Here is an 18176-nt window from a genome sequence, read left to right as displayed (position 1 = left end):
GAAGTAGGCCTCGTGAAGTAGGCCTCGTGAAGTAACGCCGGAAACGTCAGGGCATGATCGCGCGGACGGCGGCGACGGTGTCGGCCTCCTCCGGCCGCTTGTCCGGGCGGTAGCGCAGCACCCGGGCGAACCGCAGCGCCATGCCCCCGGGATAGCGGCTGGACCGCTGCACCCCGTCGAAGGCGATCTCCACCACCAGCGCGGGCGGGAGCATGACGACGTGGCTGCCCCCAGAGCCGTCCCCAGAGCCGCCTGCGGGGCCGTCTGCGGGGCCGTCGGCAGGGCTGCCCGCGGGGCTCTCGGCGATTCGCAGGAACTGCTCGGTCTGCCAGGTCAGCAGTTCGTCGGTGAGGCCCTTGAACGTCTTGCCGAGCATCACGAAGCCGCCCGTCTCCGGGTCGTAGGCGCCGAGGTGCAGGTTCGACAGCCAGCCCCGGCGTCGTCCGCTGCCCCATTCGGCGGCCAGCACGACCAGGTCCAGGGTGTGCCGGGGCTTCACCTTGATCCAGCCCGCTCCCCGCCGGCCCGCGGCGTACGGCGTGCCCAGCGACTTCACGACGACGCCCTCGTGCCCTCGTCGCACCGCGTCGCCGAAGAACGCCTCGGCCTCCTCGGCGTCCCCGGTGACCAGGCGCGGGGTGATCAACCCGGCCGGGACCGTCGTCTCCAGCGCGGCGTGCCGCTCCCGGTCGGGCAGGTCGAGCAGGTCGGCCCCGTCCACCCGCAGGGCGTCGAAGAAGAAGACGGTCAGCGGCACGGTCTCCCGCAGCGACGCGACGCCGGTCCTGCTGGCCACCCGCCCCGAGGTGACCTGGAACGGCTCGGGACGGCCGTCGGGACGCAGGGCGAGGACCTCGCCGTCCAGGACCAGATCGGTGCCGGGCAGGCCCAGCACCGCCTCGACCAGCTCCGGAACCTGACCGGTGATGTCGTCGAGCGTACGGGTGAAGACGGCGACGTCGTCGCCCGACCGATGCGCCTGGACCCGTACGCCGTCGAGCTTCCACTCGACCGCGGCGGGAGCGCCGGCCTTCTCCAGCGCGGCGGTCACACTGGCCGCGCTCTGTGCGAGCATCGGCGCGACGGCCCGCCCGACCTCCAGATGGAACGCCTTGAGCTCCGCCACCCCGCCGCGCAGCGCCGCCGCCCCGACGGCCGGCAGCGAGCCGCGCAGGGTCAGGGCCCGGCGCACCTCGGTGGAGGGCACGTCCGCCGCCCTGGCGATCGCCTCGATCATCACGCCGTCGAGCGCCCCCTGGCGCAGCTCGCCCGTCAGCAGCCGGTGCAGGAACGACTGCTCCTGCCGCGTCACGGCGCCGAACAGCTCACCGAGCAGTTCCCGGCGCGCGGCCTGCGAACCCGTCCCCGACTGGGCCTTGATGCGTCCGAGCAGCGCGTCGATCTGGCCGAGGGTCGCCGTCGCGATCTGGCGGGGCTCGGGAAGGTCGGAGAGGCTCCGCCAGCCCACGCCGATCTGACGCTGCGGCAGCTCTCCCGACAGGTAGGCGATGGCGATCTCGGCCTCGTCCGGGCCCACCCGGCCGAGCAGCTCGGCCAGGTGCCTGATCTTTGCCAGCCGCGCCGAGTCCGCCGCCACGGCCGCGGACGTCCGGGCAAGGTCGATCAGCAACACAACGTAATCCTGCCCTACCGGATGGGCACGTGCCCAGGCAGGGGGCGAATCGCAGGAAGTCGCGGTCAGCTGTAGTGACGCACGAGCGGCCACAGCTCGCGCCAGGGCCGGAGGGGATCGCGGCAGACCGTGATCGGCCTGCCCTGCTCCTCGCCCGGCATCCCGGTCACCGTGCCCACGACCGAGCATTCGGCGAAGACCGTGCGGAGACCGTCGAGCGGATAGCCGACGGAGACCGCCACCCGGGTCCCCTCCGGCGGCGGGCCCCACCACCACAGCTCGTTGTGGCCGCTGTAGACCGCCGGCAGGCCGAAGTCACCCGCCCAGCGGCGCAGCGCGCCGGCCTCGCCGTAGTTCCCCGCGAGCAGCACCGCCCCCGCCCGCTCGCCGGCGGGCAGCGTGCCCACCACCCGCCCGGTCTGCGCCGCCAGGTCTCGCATGCCCACCGACTCGCGGGCGACCTCGTTGATCGCCGCGACCGGCGTGCCCGCGAGGGACGCGGCCGGGACCACCGGCAGTGCCAGGACCACCGCGACCACGGCGTTGAGCGCCAGCGCCACGACGAGGACGGGCCGCCTCCGCCATCCGGCCGCCGTCACGCACCCGGCCGCGAACAGGTAGAGCAGGAAGGCGCCGGCGTAGTCGGGGCGGCCGCCCGAGAACAGGATCAGGGCGCAGGCCACGGGGTAGGCCAGGGCGAGCGAGCGGACCCGCCGGTCACGCCAGAGCCGCAGCCAGCCCGCCACGCACACCACCGCCTGAGGAGGACCCAGCAGCAGGATCTGGAGGGGGATGAAGGCGGCGCGGTTGTCGGCCCCCTCGTCGATGCGCAGGGCCTCGGCCATCTGGAGTTGCGGCCAGTTATGGGTGACCTGGTAGGCCAGGTTGGGCGAGGCGATCGCCAGGGCCAGGAGGGCCCCGAGCCACAGGCGCCTGTCCCGCAGCGCCTCGCGCGGGCCGGCGACGACGAGGCCCAGGCCGGCGCAGCCGAGCAGCAGCACGATCAGGTCGCGGTTGTAGGACGCGATCCCGGCCAGCAGTCCCGTCCAGAGCCAGTAACGGCCGTCGCCGCGCAGCAGCACCCGTAGCAGGCACAGCGTGACCGCGAGCCACAGCACGAGATCGGGGGTGAGGGTCAGCAGCGAGTGTCCCGCGATCAGCGGAAGCACCGCGCCCGCCGTGCCGGCCGCGGCGAGGACCTGCGCGGCGCGGCCTGTGTCCGAATCCCGGGCGCCCAGCTCCCGGGCGACCAGCGCGGCGAGGACGACCAGCGCCCCGGCGCACAGGGCGGGGACGATCCGGAGCGCGACGACCGTGTCCCCGAAGACCGCCGTCGACAGCCGGGCGATCATCGGGGTGAGCGGCGGCGTATCGAAGTATCCGAGCCGGGGGCGCTCGCCCAGCATGCGGAAGTACAGCTCGTCGCGGTGGTAGCCATACCAGGGGCTCACCGCGAGCAGCACGGCCACGACCGCGGCGGCGAGCGCGACCACGGCCCGGGGCGGCCGGACGAGGGATGGCCGGCCGGGGGGCGGCTGCACTGGGGTTGGCTGCACTGGGGTTGGCTGCGCGGGGGTTGGCTGCGCGGGGGTTGGCTGCACGGGGGACACGGTGCTCGCCGGGGCGCCCGCCCCGGCGCTCGGAGGCTCGGCCACACGGGGACCGTCATGAGAGGAGACGTCGTGAGAGGAGCCGTCGTGAGAGGAGCCGTCAGGAGGGGGATCGCCGGTCATACGGCAATCATCCCCGATGCGGCCGGGACCTCACAGGCCCCGCCGGGCGGCGTCCCCCGGTCCCGGACCCGCACCGGACGCCCGATCCCGGACGCCCGGACGTCCCGGGGCACGCGTGGCCGGACGGCGGGGGAGCGGTCAGCCGACGCCGAGCAGGTCGACCACGAAGATGAGCGTCTCGCCCGGCTTGATGACGGTGCCCGCGCCGCGGTTGCCGTACCCGAGGTGCGGGGGGATCGTCAGCCGCCGGCGGCCGCCGACCTTCATGCCGGCCACGCCGCGGTCCCAGCCGGCGATGACCCGGCCGCCGCCGAGCGGGAACTGGAACGGCTGCCCGCGGTTCCAGGAGGCGTCGAACTCCTCACCCGAGGAGAACGCCACTCCGACGTAGTGGACGGTCACGTTCTGCCCCGGCCTGGCCTCCGGGCCGGTCCCCTCCACGAGATCGGCGATCTCCAGGTCGGCGGGCGGCTCGCCCTCGGGGAAGTCGATCTCGGGCTTCTCCAGTGCCACGTGGGTCTCCTGTTCTGTCCGTGCCGGACGTTCCGGCGGCAGACGACTCTACCGCCAGGCTCGTGCGGTGATCCCGCGACGGCGGCCGACACGACGCCTTCCCCGCCGGGTCCGGAAGCAGGCGGGGAAGGCGTCGTCGTTCGCGTGAGAGCGCGCGGGGGGACGTCACATCCTGCGGCCCCTCGACAGCCCGGACTCGTCCCGCGTCTCCCTGTCGCGGGCGTCCTCGTCGAGGACGTCCTCCGCGCGCTCCTCGTCCGTACGGAGGTCCTCCTGCGGGGCGGTGTCGCCGGAGACCGGTGGAGGCGGCGTCACAGGTACGGTGACGGGCGGCGTGGCGGACGGTGTGGCGGGCCCTGCAGACGGCGGCCGTGGGACGACGACGGTGTCGGCCGGCCGCACCCCGCCCTGCAGCAGGGCCTGCGCCTGGTCCAGCATGGGGGCGGCCACCAGCACGTCGTAGCGCCCGGCGACGATCGAGCTCCGGGAGGAGAAGTCGCGCGTCCCGCCGGTGAAGGCGTGGCCGACGAAGCCGAAGGCGGCGCCCGCGATGGCCCCCCACAGGATCGACCACAGCACGAGCCCGAAGAACGAGGTCGTGGTCGAGGTGAACAGCCCGAGGAACATGCCGACGATGAGTCCGAAGACCGCGCCGCTGATCAGGCCGGTCAGCGCGGCCCTGCCGTTGGTGAGCCGCCCGGTGACGGTCTCCTCCAGGCGCAGGTCGCTACCGATGATCGCGCTGTTCTCCACCGGGAAACCGGCGTCGGACAGGGTGTCGACGGCGCGCTGCGCCGCGGCGTAGTTGTCGTAGCTGACCAGCAGCCGTCTGTCGACCGCCGGACTGGCCGGCTCCGCGGCCGGTGAGTACTGCATGAGCGCCTCCGCTGGACGATCCGGGATAGTGCGGCCGGTACGAGGAACCCCACTACCCCGGCGGAGCCCGATATTCCTGCCGGGAATCGGCGCGGTCACCAGCTCTGGTGCAGCGGCATGCCCTCGCTGTAGCCGGAGGCGCTCTGCACGCCGACCACCGCCCGCTCGTGGAACTCCTCCAGCGTGGTGGCGCCCGCGTAGGTGCAGGAGGACCGCAGGCCGGCCACGATGGCGTCGATCTGGTCCTCCACGCTCGGCCGCGCGGGGTCGAGATACATCCGGGAGGTCGAGATGCCCTCCTCGAACAACGCCTTGCGGGCCCGCTCGAACGGCGTGTCCTCAGCGGTGCGCAGCCGTACGGCGCGGGCGGAGGCCATGCCGTAGTTCTCCTTGTACTTGCGGCCGTCGGCCGCGGTGCGGGTGTCGCCGGGAGACTCGTACGTGCCGGCGAACCACGAGCCGATCATGACGTTGGCGGCGCCCGCCGCGAGCGCGAGCGCGACGTCGCGGGGATGGCGCACGCCGCCGTCGGCCCAGACGTGCCGCCCGAGACGGCGGGCCTCGGCCGAGCACTCCAGCACGGCGGAGAACTGCGGGCGCCCGACGCCGGTCATCATCCGGGTCGTGCACATGGCGCCCGGCCCCACCCCGACCTTCACGATGTCGGCCCCTGCCTCGACCAGGTCGCGTACGCCCTCGGCGGTGACGACGTTGCCCGCCGCGACCGGCACGGCGGGGTCGAGCGCGCGCACGGCCCGCAGCGCGCCGATCATCTTCTCCTGGTGGCCGTGCGCGGTGTCGACCACGAGCACGTCGACGCCGGCGTCGAGCAGTTCCTTGGACTTGGCGGCCACGTCGCCGTTCACCCCGACCGCGGCCGCGATCCTGAGCCGGTTTCGGGCGTCGACGGCGGGCTGGTAGAGGGTGGAGCGCAGCGCCCCGGTGCGGGTGAGGATCCCGACGAGCCCGCCGTTCTCGTCCACGACGGGGGCGAGCCGGTGGCGGCCCCCGTGCAGCGCCTCGAACGCCGCCTGCGGGTCGATCCCGCGCGGCAGCGTCTGCGGCGAGGGGGTCATCACCTGGGAGAGCTGGGTGAACATGTCGACGCCGTGGCAGTCGGCCTCGGTCACCACGCCGACCGGGCGCTTGTCCCAGTCGACCACGATGACCGCGCCGTGGGCCCGCTTGGGCAGCAGGGTCAGCGCCTCTCCGACGGTGTCGTGCGGGGTGAGGGCGATGGCCGTGTCGTGGACCAGGTCGCGGTTCTTGACCCAGTCGACGACGTCGGCCACGACCTCGATCGGGATGTCCTGGGGGATGACGGCGACGCCGCCGCGGCGGGCGATCGTCTCGGCCATGCGACGGCCGGCGACGGCCGTCATGTTGGCGACGACGACGGGGATCGTGGTGCCGGTTCCGTCCACCGTGGACAGATCCACGGCCAGGCGGGACCCGATCGCGGAACGGGAGGGCACCATGAAGACATCGCTGTACGTGAGATCGTAGGGCGGCGTCACATCGTTGAGGAATCGCACGTTTGCCCAGCCTACGTTGTGAGCGGTCATTTCCGGCATTCCCGCCCGCCGATGAGAGCAGACCCGGACACGGGATACATTGACCTCGCCTGAGAGGAGCACAAGTGATCATCGTCGACCGTCCGGAGACGCTTGTCGTCGGCTACGTCGTACGGACGACCAACGCGGCGGAGGCCGACCCCTCCCTCGCCCGGCTGCCGGCCCTGTGGGCCCGCGCCGGAGCGCCGGGGGCGTTCGCCCACGTGCCGGGCCGGGTCGACGAGAACCTGTACGCCGTGCTGACGGACTACGAGAGCGACCACAACGGCGCCTACACACAGATCGTCGGCGTGGCCGTGCACACGGCCGCGCGACTGCCGGAGAGCATGGTCGCCGTACGGGTGCCCGGCGTGCCCTCGCTGAAGGCCGAGGCGCGGGGGCCCCTGCCCGGGGCGCTGATCGACGCCTGGCGGCAGGTGTGGCAGCACACCGAGTCGGGCGCGACCCCCGCCCGCGCCTTCACCACCGACCTGGAGATCCACCACCCCGGCGGAGCCGACCTGTACGTCGCGACCCTGCCGTCCTTCGGCGAGCCCTCCGGGCCCCCGGCGCAGGTCCAGGCCGCACCGGCCTGATCAGCCGGCCTGATCAGGCCAGGACGCCGGCGGCGCGCAGCGCGTCCGCCTCGTCGCCGGACAGCCCCCACGCGCTCAGGTCGTGCAACCGGGTGGCGGGGGACAGGTCGCCGTGCCCGGCGCCGGGCAGCCGGGGCGCGGGCGCGGCCTGCGGAACCCCGCCGACCTCCACGAACGTGCCGCGCGCCACGTTGTGCGGGTGCCGGGCCGCCTCGCGCGGGTCGAGCACCGGGACCACGCAGGCGTCGGAGCCCTCGAAGACCGCCTCCCACTCGGCCCGCGTACGGGACCGGAACGCCTCGGCCAGCCGTTCGCGGATGACCGGCCAGTTGGCCCGGTCGTCGCGGGCGGGCAGGTCGCCGATGCCCATGCGGCCGAGCATCTCCGCCCAGAACCGCGGTTCCAGCGCGCCCACCGCGAGGAACCCGCCGTCGGCCGTCTCGTACGTGTCGTACATGGGGGCGCCGGTGTCGAGGAGGTTGGTCCCGCGCGGACCCCACTGCCCGCCGTGCACCGCGCCGTGGAACATCGAGAACAGCAGCGCCGCGCCGTCGACCATCGCGGCGTCCACCACCCGGCCGCGGCCGGTCCGCTCCCGCTCGATCAGGGCCAGCAGCACGCCGTACGCGAGCATGAGCCCGCCGCCGGCGAAGTCGCCGAGGACGTTGACGGGCGGGGTGGGCCTGCCGCCCGCGCGGCCCAGCATCGACAGCACTCCCGCGATCGCGATGTAGTCGATGTCGTGCCCCGCGGTGTGGGCGAGCGGGCCGTCCTGGCCCCAGCCGGTCAGCCGGCCGTACACGAGCCGCTCGTTGACGGCGTGCAGGTCGGCGGGCCCGATGCCGAGCCGCTCGGCGACGCCCGGGCGGAACACCTCGATCACCACGTCGGCCCGCTCCGCCAGCCGCCGGAACGCCGCCGCGCCCTCGGGCGACTTGAGGTCGAGGCCGATGGTCCGCTTGCCGCGGTCCATCACCTCCCGCCGGGGCTCGTCGTCCACCGCGGCCACCCGGTCGACGCGCAGCACCTCGGCGCCGTGGTCGGCGAGCATCATCCCGGCGAACGGCCCGGGCGCGAGCCCGGCCAGCTCCAGCACCCGGATCCCCGCCAGCGGCCCCGGTGACCTCTCCATGCGTTCCTCCTCACCACCCAGTGGAACACACCCGTCGGCCCAGGTCCTGACGGTTTCCACAGTTACGGCAGGGGCGCGCGAGGCGAAGAACACGGGAAGGATACGATCTGTGCCGACGGGGTGTCGCGAGGCTACTCGATAGTTTTCGCGGGCGTAACGTGTCTACTCTGGTCTGCGTCCCCGTCCGGGGATAGCGTGCCAAGAGGCGATCACTACGATCCATGGGGGTGGTGTCATGCCAGAGCGCACGGCCAGTATGACCGCCCATACAAAAGCCGTCGAGCAGATCAGGGACTCCTACGCCGCCATCCCCGAAGACGCCGCTCCTCGGCTGGCCAAGGCCACGACGAACCTGTTCCGCTTCCGCGCACCGGCCAAGACGGCGGCGCTGTCCGCCCGTGACCTGGACCAGGTCATCCACGTCGACCCGGTGACCATGACGGCAGAGGTCCAGGGCATGACGACGTACGAGAACCTGGTGGACGCCACGCTGCCGCACGGGCTCATGCCGCACGTCGTGCCGCAGCTGAAGACGATCACGCTCGGCGGCGCGGTCACCGGGCTCGGCATCGAGTCGAGCAGCTTCCGGGACGGCCTGCCGCACGAGTCGGTGGAGGAACTGGAGATCCTCACCGGCGACGGGCGGATCGTGGTGGCGAGGCCCGAGGGCGAGCACGCCGACCTGTTCCGGTCCTTTCCCAACTCCTACGGCACGCTCGGCTACGCCCTGCGCATCCGGATCAAGCTGGCCCGGGTCAAGCCGTACGTCAAGCTGACCCACATCCGCTTCGGCGACGCCCACAAGTGCATGCTCGCCATGCAGGAGATCTGCGAGAGCCGCGAGTACGACGGCGAGCCGATCGACTTCGTCGACGGCACGTTCTTCGGCCCCGACGAGCTGTACGTCACCGTCGGCTCGTTCTCCGACCGGGCGCCCTACACCTCCGACTACACCGGCATGCGGATCTATTACCAGTCGATCCGCAGCCGCGCCCGCGACTGGCTCACCGTCCGCGACTACCTGTGGCGCTGGGACACCGACTGGTTCTGGTGCTCGCGCGCCTTCGGGGTGCAGCAGCCGCTGGTCCGCTCGCTCCTGCCGCGCCGGTGGATGCGCTCGGACGTCTACCGCAGGCTCGTCGGCCTCGACCAGAGGTACGGCCTGACGGCCAGGATCGACCGCTGGCGGAACAACCCCGTGCACGAGTCGGTGATCCAGGACGTCGAGGTCCCGGTCGAGCGGGGCGCGGAGTTCCTGGAGGTCTTCCACCGCGAGGTCGGCATGACCCCGGTCTGGATGTGCCCGCTCAGGGCGACCGGCGAGTGGTCGCTCTATCCCCTCGAACCCGGCCGCCTGTACGTGAACTTCGGCTTCTGGGGGATGGTGCCGCTGCCGCGCGGCCAGTACGACGGGTATCACAACCGGCTGATCGAGCGTGCCGTGCACGCGCTCGACGGCCACAAGTCGCTGTACTCCACCTCCTTCTACGGTCGTGAGGAGTTCTGGCGGCTCTACAACGGGGACGCCTACTGGCCGGTCAAGAGTGCCTACGACCCGGGCGGCCGGCTGCTGGACCTGTACGACAAGTGCGTCAGGGCCAGGTAGGTGGGCGTCAAGACGTCGGGAGAGGTGCAATGACTCTTGCGGAGATCTTCGAGAAGATCGTCGGTCCTGACGCGGGCGTCGAGTTCGTCGCCTACGACGGCAGCAAGGCGGGATCCCCAGGTGCGGATGTCCGCGTCGAGGTGAAGACGCCGGCGGCGGTGGCCTACCTCGCGCAGGCGCCGGGAGAGCTCGGTCTCGCCCGCGCGTACATCGCGGGGCACATGGACGTGCACGGTGACATGTACACCCTGCTCGACCGGATGTGGTCGCTGACGATCAACGACCTGCCCCTCGGGGAGAAGGTGGCCGCCGTCCGCTCGCTCGGGCTCAAGCCGCTGCTGATGCGCGTCCCGCCGCCGCCGCAGGAGGCGCGGCGGAGCACGCTGGCGAAGCTCGGCAGCCGGCACGCCAAGCAGCGCGACGCCGAGGTGATCCACCACCACTACGACGTCTCCAACCAGTTCTACGAGTGGGTGCTCGGCCCCTCCATGGCGTACACCTGCGCGGTCTTCCCCCGGCCGGACGCGACGCTGGAGGAGGCGCAGCACACCAAGTTCGACCTGGTCGCCAAGAAGCTGGACCTCAAGCCCGGCATGCGGCTGCTCGACGTCGGCTGCGGCTGGGGCGGCATGGTCATGCACGCGGCCAAGGAGTACGGCGTGAAGAGCCTCGGCGTCACGCTGTCGCGCCAGCAGGCCGAGTACGCGCAGAAGGCCATCGCCGAGGCCGGGCTGTCGGAGCTCGCCGAGGTCCGTTTCACGGACTACCGCGACATCGCGGAAGCCGGTTTCGACCGGGTCAGCTCGATCGGCCTCACCGAGCACATCGGCAAGGACAACCTGCCGTCCTACTTCTCCTTCCTCTACGGCAAGCTCAAGCCGGGCGGGCGCATCCTCAACCACTGCATCACCCGCCCGACCAGCACGGAGAAGACCCTGAACAAGGGCGGCTTCATCAACCGCTACGTCTTCCCCGACGGCGAGCTCGAGTCGGTCGGCCACCTGATCCGTCAGATGGAGGACATCGGCTACGAGGTCCGGCACGAGGAGAACCTGCGCGAGCACTACGCGCTGACCCTGCGTGAGTGGTGCAGGAACCTCGACGAGCACTGGGAGGAGGCCGTGGAGGAGGTCGGCCAGGGCACCGCCCGGGTCTGGCGGCTCTACATGGCCGGGTGCGTGGTCGGGTTCGAGCGCAACAAGGTGCAGTTGCACCAGGTGCTCGGCGTCCGGCTCGACGAGGGACGGTCGCACGTGCCGCTCCGCCCGTCCCTCGACTGGCCGTGACGGGTCCTACCGCAGCTCACGCTTGAGGATCTTGCCGGTGGCGGTCATCGGCAGGGACTCGCGGAACTCCACGATCCGCGGGTACTTGTAGGCCGCCATCGTCTCCCTGCTCCACGCCACCAGCTCCTCCTCGGTGGTCGTGTCGCCGGGCGTGCGGATGACGTACGCCTTGACCTCCTCGCCGTGCGACTCGTGGGGCACCCCGACGACCGCGGCGAGCGAGACCGCCGGGTGGGTCATGAGGACCTCCTCGATCTCCCGGGGATAGACGTTGAACCCACCCCTGATGATCATGTCCTTGGCCCGGTCGACGATGAAGTAGTAGCCGTCCTCGTCGCGCCGGGCCATGTCGCCGGTGCGGAACCACCCGTCCCGCATGACCTCCGCGGTCGCCTCGGGCCGGTTGTGGTAGCCCTTCATGACGTTGTGGCCGCGGACGGCGATCTCGCCGATGCCGTCCGCGTCGCCGACGGTGTTCCCCTCGGCGTCCACCAGCCTCATCTCGACGCCCCAGATCGGGGTGCCGATCGAGCCGGCCTTGGCGGGGCGGCCCGGCTGGTTGAACGAGGCCACCGGCGAGGTCTCCGACAGGCCGTAGCCCTCCAGGATGTCCACCCCGAACGTCGCGCTGAAGTCCTTGAGCACCTCGACCGGCAGCGCGGACCCGCCGGAGGCGGCGGTGACCAGCGACGACGGCACCACGGCGGCTCCTGTGCGCACCGCGGTGAGCATCGCCCAGTACATCGTCGGCACCCCGGCGAAGAGCGTGACCTCCTCCCGCTGCATCAGGGCGAGGGCCCCGGCCGGCTCGAAGCGCGGCATCAGCACGAGCGTGGCGCGGCGCCGGAACCCGGCGTTCATCAGCACGGTCTGGCCGAAGGAGTGGAACAGCGGCAGCGTCACGAGGTAGGCGTTCCGGTGATGGCGCTGGAACATCTCGTCGCTGATGACGGCGTTCATCACCATGTTCTGGTGGGTCAGCTCGGCGCCCTTGGGCTGCCCGGTGGTGCCGCTCGTGTAGAGGATGACCGCCGTGTCCTCCGGGGAGGTCTGCACGGTCTCGAACTCGCCGGGCATCCCGTCCAGCGCCGCCCACAGCGTCTCGCCGTACGCGGACTCGGTGGCGAACGGCGTTGCCGGCAGCACGACGAAATGCTCGGCCCGCCCGGCCTCGGCGAACCCGGCCCGGCCGCGCTCGCCCAGCGGCAGCTCCGGCGTGCCCTCGAAGCAGAAGAACGCCTTGGCGTCGGAGTCGTCCAGGTGATAGGCGATCTCCCTGGCCTGCAGCAGCACGTTCAGCGGGACCACGGTCGCGCCCGCCTTGAGGATCCCGTAGTACACGAACGGGAAGTACGGCAGGTTCGGGCAGGCGAGGGCGACCTTGTCGCCCCTGCCCACACCGCGGGCGGTGAGCAGATTGGCGACCTGGTTGGCGATGGTGTCCACGAGTGAGTACGGCAGGCGGAGGTCGCCGAAGACGACCGCGGTGGCGTCGGGCGTGTCACGTGCGCTGTCCTCCAGCACGACGGCCAGGTTGAGCATCTGCCGCTCCTCTTTCTGTCGGACGCGTGGTCCATACCAACCGGTAGGTACCTCAGCGTAACGGCTGGTTCGCCCGATTTTGAGGGCTCATCACCTTCTCTGTCGCTGTGGCAGACTGGCCACGTCGTTCTGGTCGTCGTCGAAGGGCGGGTCCATGACAACGCGGCCCACGGGGCGGGCGCCCATCACCTCCGTGCCGGACGTCGACCTGTCGAGCTGGGACTTCTGGGCCCGGCCGGACGAGGAGCGGGAGCACGCCTTCCGGCTGCTGCGCGACCTGGACACGCCGGCCTTCTTCGCCGAGCCCGAGATCAACTTCGCCGGGACGCGCGGCCCCGGCTACCACGCGCTCGTACGGCACGCCGACATCCTGGAGGCCAGCCGCACGCCGGAGATCTTCTGCTCCGGCGACGGCGGGGCGACCAACATCCCCGACCTGCCCGCGGAGTTCACCGAGTATTTCGGCTCGATGATCAATATGGACGACCCGCGGCACGCCCGCCTGCGGCGCATCGTCTCCCGGGCGTTCACCCCACGCATGATCAGGCAGTTCGAGGCCGACGTCGAGGCGGCGGCATCCCGCATCGTGGACGACCTGCTGGAGACCGGGCCGGGCTGCGACTTCGTGACCGAGGTGGCCGCCACGCTGCCACTGAAGATCATCTGCGACATGGCGGGCATCCCGGAGAAGGACTACGGCTTCGTCTTCGACCGGTCGAACGTCATCCTCGGCGCCACCGACCCCGAGTACGGCGGCGATCCGCAGGGCATCGCGCACGCGCTGCTCACCGCCGCGATGGAGCTGCAGCAGCTGGTGCAGGACCTCGCCGCCCACCGGACCGGGCGGCCCACCGGCGATCTCATCTCGTCGCTGGTCAACGCCAACATCGACGGAGAGCGGCTGACCACGCAGGAACTCGCCTCGTTCTTCATCCTGCTCGTCGTGGCGGGCAACGAGACGACCCGCAACGCCATCTCCTCCGGCATGCGCCTGCTCACCCTCAACCCCGATCAGCGGCGGCTCTGGCTGGAGGACTTCGAGGGCCGGGCGCCGCGCGCCGTCGAGGAGATCGTCCGGCTGGCGGCGCCGGTCAACTACATGCGCCGCAAGGTCACCCGGGACCACGAGATGAACGGCACGTTCTACCGCAAGGGCGAGAAGGTGCTGCTGTTCTACTGGGCCGCCAACCGGGACGAGCGGGTGTTCGGCGACCCGCTGCGGTTCGACCTCCTGCGCGACCCCAACCCGCATGTCGGGTTCGGCGGCCCCGGCCCCCACTTCTGCCTCGGCGCCCACCTGGCCCGCCGCGAGATCACCGTGATGTTCCGCGAACTGCTGCGCCGGGTCCCCCGCATCGAGGCGGGCGAGCCGGAGCGCCTGCTGTCCGGCTTCATCAACGGCGTCAAGCACATGCCCTGCACGTTCTGACGGCGCATGTTCTGACGGCGCATGTTCTGACGGCGGGGCGGGTTCCTCAGCGGATCGGCTTGATCGACCGGACGACCGTGTTGACGTCGGGCAGCAGGTCGTTCTTCAGCTCCGGCACCGCCATGTAGACGATCGTGGGCAGGTCGGCGCCGGTGTCGACGGCGGCGATCACGACCGTGGTGGAGCCGCCGTCGGCGGTCACCTTGTAGGAGGCCAGCAGGCCGGTCAGGCCACCCCGCGACAGGCGCTGCTGGGCGGTCTTGGTGACCTTGTTGTCCTTGGGGAACTGCGTCTGGCGGGCGCGGTACATGACCGCGCTGAGGACGGAGCCCAGCTTGTCGGGCGTCGTGTACTTCACCGCGAGAGACTGCGCCAGCGGCCCCGACATCACCACGGCGAACTCCCGCTTGCCCTTGGTGGTCATGCCGGCCGGCACGTACTGCCGGGTGGTGAAGCCGTACGTCGCCTTGGTCTGGGCGGGGTCGGCGTCCGCCTGCCAGGGGCCGCCGAGCCTCGGCAGCGTGATCCCACCGGCGGTGTCGGTGAGCACGCCGTTCACCGGCGAGGGGGTGCCCTTGTAGAAGGGCAGCTGCGGCACCTGTGCCTGTGGCCTGGCACTGGCGCGGGGCGCGGTGGCCGAGGGCTGGGGCGGGGTCGCCGCCTCGGCCGACCTGCCCGAGCTGAGCGGCCCGGCGCCGAACGCCCAGACCAGCACCGCCACGAGCACGGCCACGACCGAGGCCACCAGCGCGTACAGCCAGACCGGACGGCCGGGCTCGTCGTCCTCGTACTCGTCGATCGCCCGGTAGTTCTCCCCGAAGACCGTGTTCCACAGCTCCTGCTGCCGGTGCGCCGGAGGCGTCTTGGGCCCGCTGATCTGTCCCGCCGTCACGAACGGCCGGTACGGGTCGTCCGGCTGGGGCGGGGGCGGCGGAGCCGTGGAAACCGGCGGCTGGGCGTGCTGGGAGACGGGCCGGGAAGGCGGGGAGAGGGGCTGGGAGGTCTCGGCGTACGACCGGACCGAGGGGGTGAACGGGGCGGCCGGGGTGGCGGGGCCGGCCGGGCCCGCGGGAGAGCGCGGCGGCGGGCCGGGCTCGCCGAAGGCGGGGGTGGGCATGCGCGGAGCCGCGCCGGGCGGGGGACCCGCCATGGTCGCCGCGTCCGTGTCGCGCGGCGCCCCTTCGACGAAGGAGCGCACCGTGGGCGTGAAGGAGGCCGACGGGGGGATCTCGGGCCAGGCCGGGGGGACCTCCGGCCAGGCCGGCACCCGCTGGGGCTCGCTGCGGTCCGAGGGCACGCTACCTCCCGAGATCATGCCCGAATTGGGGGTGCCTGGCATGATCTCATGGGAGCCGGGGGCTGCCGCAGCGAAACCGGAGAATGCCCCGCGGAACTGCTCACCGGTGGGGTCGGTGGGCGGGTCCTGCATCGGCAAGTCCGGAGGCGGGAAAAAGTTGGCCACGCAAGCACAGTAAGCGAGCGGACATAAGAGGTCACAACGGAACTATCACCATCGGGTATCGCACTCTGACACGCGAGGTCAGCCCCGGGTGATCGAAACCGCGGCCAGGTGGGCGACTGCGCTACGCTTGACACGCGTGCCGCCACCCTGCACCGCGTCACCTGCACTGGGCCACCCCACACGGGGGCATCCGTCTCACCGCTCGGCGCGTGAGAGCGCGCAGGCGCGGGCCACCCCGATCGTATGGCAGGGGTTGCCCGGGCGGGCGTCATCAACCCTGATTCTGCCGCCGGGCGAGGAGTGGAAGTGGACGAGCCGGTGTACGACCCGCAGGCGCTGCAGGCCAAGTGGCTGCCGCGGTGGGAGGAGTCGAACCCCTTCGCGGCGGTCGAGGACGCCGCGGACACCAGGCCGCGCAAGTACATGCTCGACATGTTCCCCTACCCCTCCGGTGACCTCCACATGGGACACGGCGAGGTCTTCGCGATCGGCGACGTCGTCGCGCGGTACTGGTTCCAGCAGGGCTACAACGTCCTGCACCCCATCGGGTGGGACTCCTTCGGCCTGCCCGCCGAGAACGCCGCGATCAAGCGCAACGCCCACCCGGCCGAGTGGACGTACGCCAACATCGAGACGCAGGCGCACTCGTTCAAGCGGTACGCGATCTCCTTCGACTGGTCGCGCCGCCTGCACACCAGCGACCCGGAGTACTACCACTGGAACCAGTGGCTGTTCACCCGCTTCTACGACCGGGGTCTGGCCTACCGCAAGGGCGGCCTGGTCAACTGGTGCCCCCAGGACCAGACCGTGCTGGCGAACGAGCAGGTCGTGGGGGGCAGGTGTGAGCGCTGCGGCGCCGACGTGGTCCGCCGCGAGCTGACCCAGTGGTACTTCAAGATCACTGAGTACGCCGACCGCCTGCTCGACGACATGGCGCGGATCGAGGACGGCTGGCCCGAGCGCATCCTGACGATGCAACGCCACTGGATCGGCCGCTCCACCGGAGCCGACGTCCGGTTCGAGATCGAGGGCCGCGACGAGCCGGTCACCGTCTACACGACCCGCCCCGACACGCTGTACGGCGCGACGTTCTTCGTCGTCGCCGCGGACGCCCCGCTGGCGGAGGAGATCGTCGCCCCCGAGCAGGCCGAGGCGCTGGCCGCCTACCGCGCCGAGGTCGCCAAGCTCTCCGACATCGAGCGGCTGTCCACCGAGAAGGAGAAGACCGGCGTCTTCCTGGGCGTCTACGCGGTCAACCCGGTCAGCGGGGAGCGCATCCCCGTCTGGGCCGCCGACTACGTGCTGTCCGACTACGGCCACGGCGCGATCATGGCGGTGCCCGCCCACGACCAGCGCGACCTCGACTTCGCGCGGAAGTTCGGCCTGCCGGTGAAGGTCGTCGTGCACACCGGCCTGGCCGACCCGGGCGGAACCGGCGTCGCCACCCCCGGCGAGGGCACGCTGGTCAACTCCGGCCCGCTCGACGGGCTGACGAAGGCCGAGGCGATCGGCAAGATCATCCAAGTCCTGGAGGAGCGCGGCACCGGCAGGGCCGCGGTCAACTACCGCCTGCGCGACTGGCTGCTGTCGCGGCAGCGGTTCTGGGGCACGCCGATCCCGATCATCCACTGCGTGGACTGCGGCGAGGTCCCGGTGCCGGACGACCAGCTGCCGGTCAGACTGCCCGACCTGCGCGGCGCGGACCTCCAGCCGAAGGGCGTCTCGCCGCTGGCCGCCGCCACGGACTGGGTCAACGTCTCCTGCCCCAAGTGCGGCGGCCCCGCCCAGCGGGACACCGACACGATGGACACGTTCGTCGACTCGTCGTGGTACTTCCTGCGCTACTGCGACCCGGGCCACACCGGCGGCCCGTTCGACGTGGAGAAGGTCGGCAAGTGGGGCCCGATCGACCAGTACGTCGGGGGCGTCGAACACGCCGTGCTCCACCTGCTGTACGCGCGGTTCTTCACCAAGGTCCTGCACGACATGGGCCTGGTCGGCTTCACCGAGCCGTTCCTGCGCCTGCTCAACCAGGGTCAGGTGATCAACCGGGGCAAGGCGATGTCGAAGTCGCTGGGCAACGGCGTGGACCTCGGCCAGCAGATCGACAACTACGGGGTGGACGCCGTCCGGCTGACGATGATCTTCGCCGGCCCGCCGGAGGACGACATCGACTGGGCCGACGTCTCGCCGGCCGCGTCGCAGAAGTTCCTGGCCCGCGCGTTCCGCGTGATGACGGAGGCCGGAGCGGCGTCCGCCCCCGGGACGGGCTTCTCCGGGGGCGACGTCGAACTGCGCAAGGTCACGCACCGGACCATCGACGAGGTCACCCGGCTCGTCGACGGCCACCGCTTCAACGTCGCGGTGGCCCGCATGATGGAGCTGACCTCCGCCGCTCGCAAGGCGATCGACGCCGGCCCCGGCGCCGCCGACCCCGCCGTCCGCGAGGCCGCCGAGACCCTGGCGGTCATGCTGTCGCTGGTCGCGCCGTACGTCGCGGAGGAGGGCTGGGAGCGGCTCGGCCACGCGCCGTCGGTCGCGCAGGCGGGCTGGCCGCAGGCCGATCCGGCGCTGCTGGTGCAGGAGTCGGTCACGGCCGTGGTCCAGGTGGCGGGGAAGGTCCGCGACCGGCTGGAGGTGTCCCCGGACATCTCCGAGGCCGACCTGGAGGCGCTGGCCCTGGAGTCGGACAAGGTCAGGCCCTACCTGGACGGCGCGCCGCGCAAGGTCATCGTGCGGGCGCCGAAGCTCGTCAACATCGTCCCGTGACCGGACGTTGACGATCGGGCAGCTGTCCGGACAAAATGACGTCCGA

General features: G+C 71.7%; 13 protein-coding genes. 5 read left to right on the top strand and 8 right to left on the bottom strand.

The genetic code is table 11. The features are described from left to right. Positions 1 to 46 precede the first annotated feature (46 nt). The 5 genes from OG344_RS32595 to OG344_RS32575 all read right to left on the bottom strand — a co-directional run bounded on the left by OG344_RS32595 (position 47) and on the right by OG344_RS32575 (position 6290). Positions 47 to 1633, bottom strand: a complete 1587-nt coding sequence (locus tag OG344_RS32595; protein ID WP_405086375.1) for an ATP-dependent DNA ligase — start codon at positions 1631 to 1633, stop codon at positions 47 to 49. A 65-nt stretch (positions 1634 to 1698) separates the two neighbouring features. Continuing rightward, positions 1699 to 3174, bottom strand: a complete 1476-nt coding sequence (locus OG344_RS32590) for a glycosyltransferase family 39 protein (RefSeq protein ID WP_405086374.1) — start codon at positions 3172 to 3174, stop codon at positions 1699 to 1701. A 330-nt stretch (positions 3175 to 3504) separates the two neighbouring features. Further along, on the bottom strand, positions 3505 to 3879 hold the full coding sequence (locus OG344_RS32585) for an FKBP-type peptidyl-prolyl cis-trans isomerase (RefSeq protein WP_150932449.1): 375 nt from the start codon (positions 3877 to 3879) through the stop codon (positions 3505 to 3507). A gap of 165 nt (positions 3880 to 4044) precedes the next feature. After that, positions 4045 to 4755, bottom strand: coding sequence for a general stress protein (locus tag OG344_RS32580; RefSeq protein WP_405086372.1), 711 nt, complete (start codon positions 4753 to 4755; stop codon positions 4045 to 4047). Positions 4756 to 4850: 95 nt separating this feature from the next. Then, on the bottom strand, positions 4851 to 6290 hold the full coding sequence (locus OG344_RS32575; protein ID WP_405086371.1) for a GuaB1 family IMP dehydrogenase-related protein: 1440 nt from the start codon (positions 6288 to 6290) through the stop codon (positions 4851 to 4853). A gap of 104 nt (positions 6291 to 6394) precedes the next feature. Here OG344_RS32575 and OG344_RS32570 point away from each other — a divergent pair, with 104 nt between their 5' ends. Then, positions 6395 to 6904 (top strand): effector binding domain-containing protein, encoded by a 510-nt coding sequence (locus OG344_RS32570; protein WP_327047035.1) that lies wholly within the window; start codon positions 6395 to 6397, stop codon positions 6902 to 6904. A gap of 13 nt (positions 6905 to 6917) precedes the next feature. On the opposite strand, the gene OG344_RS32565 is transcribed toward OG344_RS32570, so the two are convergent. Beyond that, a complete protein-coding gene (locus OG344_RS32565; RefSeq protein WP_405086370.1) occupies positions 6918 to 8036 on the bottom strand; it encodes a CaiB/BaiF CoA transferase family protein in 1119 nt (372 codons plus the stop codon). 235 nt (positions 8037 to 8271) lie between these two features. Between OG344_RS32565 and OG344_RS32560 the strand changes: the two genes are divergently transcribed. Both OG344_RS32560 and OG344_RS32555 read left to right on the top strand, forming a co-directional pair. Further along, entirely contained in the window at positions 8272 to 9642 is a 1371-nt protein-coding gene (locus OG344_RS32560; protein ID WP_405086369.1) for an FAD-binding oxidoreductase, read from the top strand. Positions 9643 to 9671: 29 nt separating this feature from the next. Then, positions 9672 to 10928 carry a class I SAM-dependent methyltransferase gene (locus tag OG344_RS32555; RefSeq protein ID WP_405086368.1) on the top strand — a complete coding sequence of 419 codons (1257 nt, stop codon included), beginning with the start codon at positions 9672 to 9674 and terminating at the stop codon, positions 10926 to 10928. A 6-nt stretch (positions 10929 to 10934) separates the two neighbouring features. Here OG344_RS32555 and OG344_RS32550 read toward each other — a convergent pair whose 3' ends face one another. Next, the gene (locus OG344_RS32550) at positions 10935 to 12470 is read right to left on the bottom strand and encodes a long-chain-fatty-acid--CoA ligase (RefSeq protein ID WP_405086367.1); all 1536 of its coding nucleotides are present in this window, start codon (positions 12468 to 12470) and stop codon (positions 10935 to 10937) included. 154 nt (positions 12471 to 12624) lie between these two features. On the opposite strand from OG344_RS32550, the gene OG344_RS32545 reads away from it, so the two are divergent. Next, positions 12625 to 13899, top strand: a complete 1275-nt coding sequence (locus OG344_RS32545) for a cytochrome P450 (protein WP_405086366.1) — start codon at positions 12625 to 12627, stop codon at positions 13897 to 13899. Positions 13900 to 13945: 46 nt separating this feature from the next. Here OG344_RS32545 and OG344_RS32540 read toward each other — a convergent pair whose 3' ends face one another. Beyond that, positions 13946 to 15196 carry a hypothetical protein gene (locus OG344_RS32540; protein WP_405086365.1) on the bottom strand — a complete coding sequence of 417 codons (1251 nt, stop codon included), beginning with the start codon at positions 15194 to 15196 and terminating at the stop codon, positions 13946 to 13948. Between the two features lie 471 nt (positions 15197 to 15667). Between OG344_RS32540 and leuS the strand changes: the two genes are divergently transcribed. Beyond that, on the top strand, positions 15668 to 18130 hold the full coding sequence (leuS, locus tag OG344_RS32535) for a leucine--tRNA ligase (RefSeq protein WP_405086364.1): 2463 nt from the start codon (positions 15668 to 15670) through the stop codon (positions 18128 to 18130). Positions 18131 to 18176: the final 46 nt, after the last annotated feature.

The sequence above is a fragment of the Microbispora sp. NBC_01389 genome (assembly GCF_045040095.1).
Lineage (GTDB): Bacteria > Actinomycetota > Actinomycetes > Streptosporangiales > Streptosporangiaceae > Microbispora.
The sequence above is the reverse complement of the archived record's forward strand: the minus strand, read 5'-3'. Positions and strand labels throughout refer to the sequence as shown.

Excerpts from the sequence above, each read along its gene's own strand:
- OG344_RS32580 (WP_405086372.1), bottom strand. The coding sequence starts at position 4,755 with ATGCAGTACTCACCGGCCGCGGAGCCGGCCAGTCCGGCGGTCGACAGA.
- OG344_RS32565 (WP_405086370.1), bottom strand. The coding sequence starts at position 8,036 with ATGGAGAGGTCACCGGGGCCGCTGGCGGGGATCCGGGTGCTGGAGCTG.
- OG344_RS32560 (WP_405086369.1), top strand. The coding sequence starts at position 8,272 with ATGCCAGAGCGCACGGCCAGTATGACCGCCCATACAAAAGCCGTCGAG.
- OG344_RS32555 (WP_405086368.1), top strand. The coding sequence starts at position 9,672 with ATGACTCTTGCGGAGATCTTCGAGAAGATCGTCGGTCCTGACGCGGGC.
- OG344_RS32550 (WP_405086367.1), bottom strand. The coding sequence starts at position 12,470 with ATGCTCAACCTGGCCGTCGTGCTGGAGGACAGCGCACGTGACACGCCC.
- OG344_RS32545 (WP_405086366.1), top strand. The coding sequence starts at position 12,625 with ATGACAACGCGGCCCACGGGGCGGGCGCCCATCACCTCCGTGCCGGAC.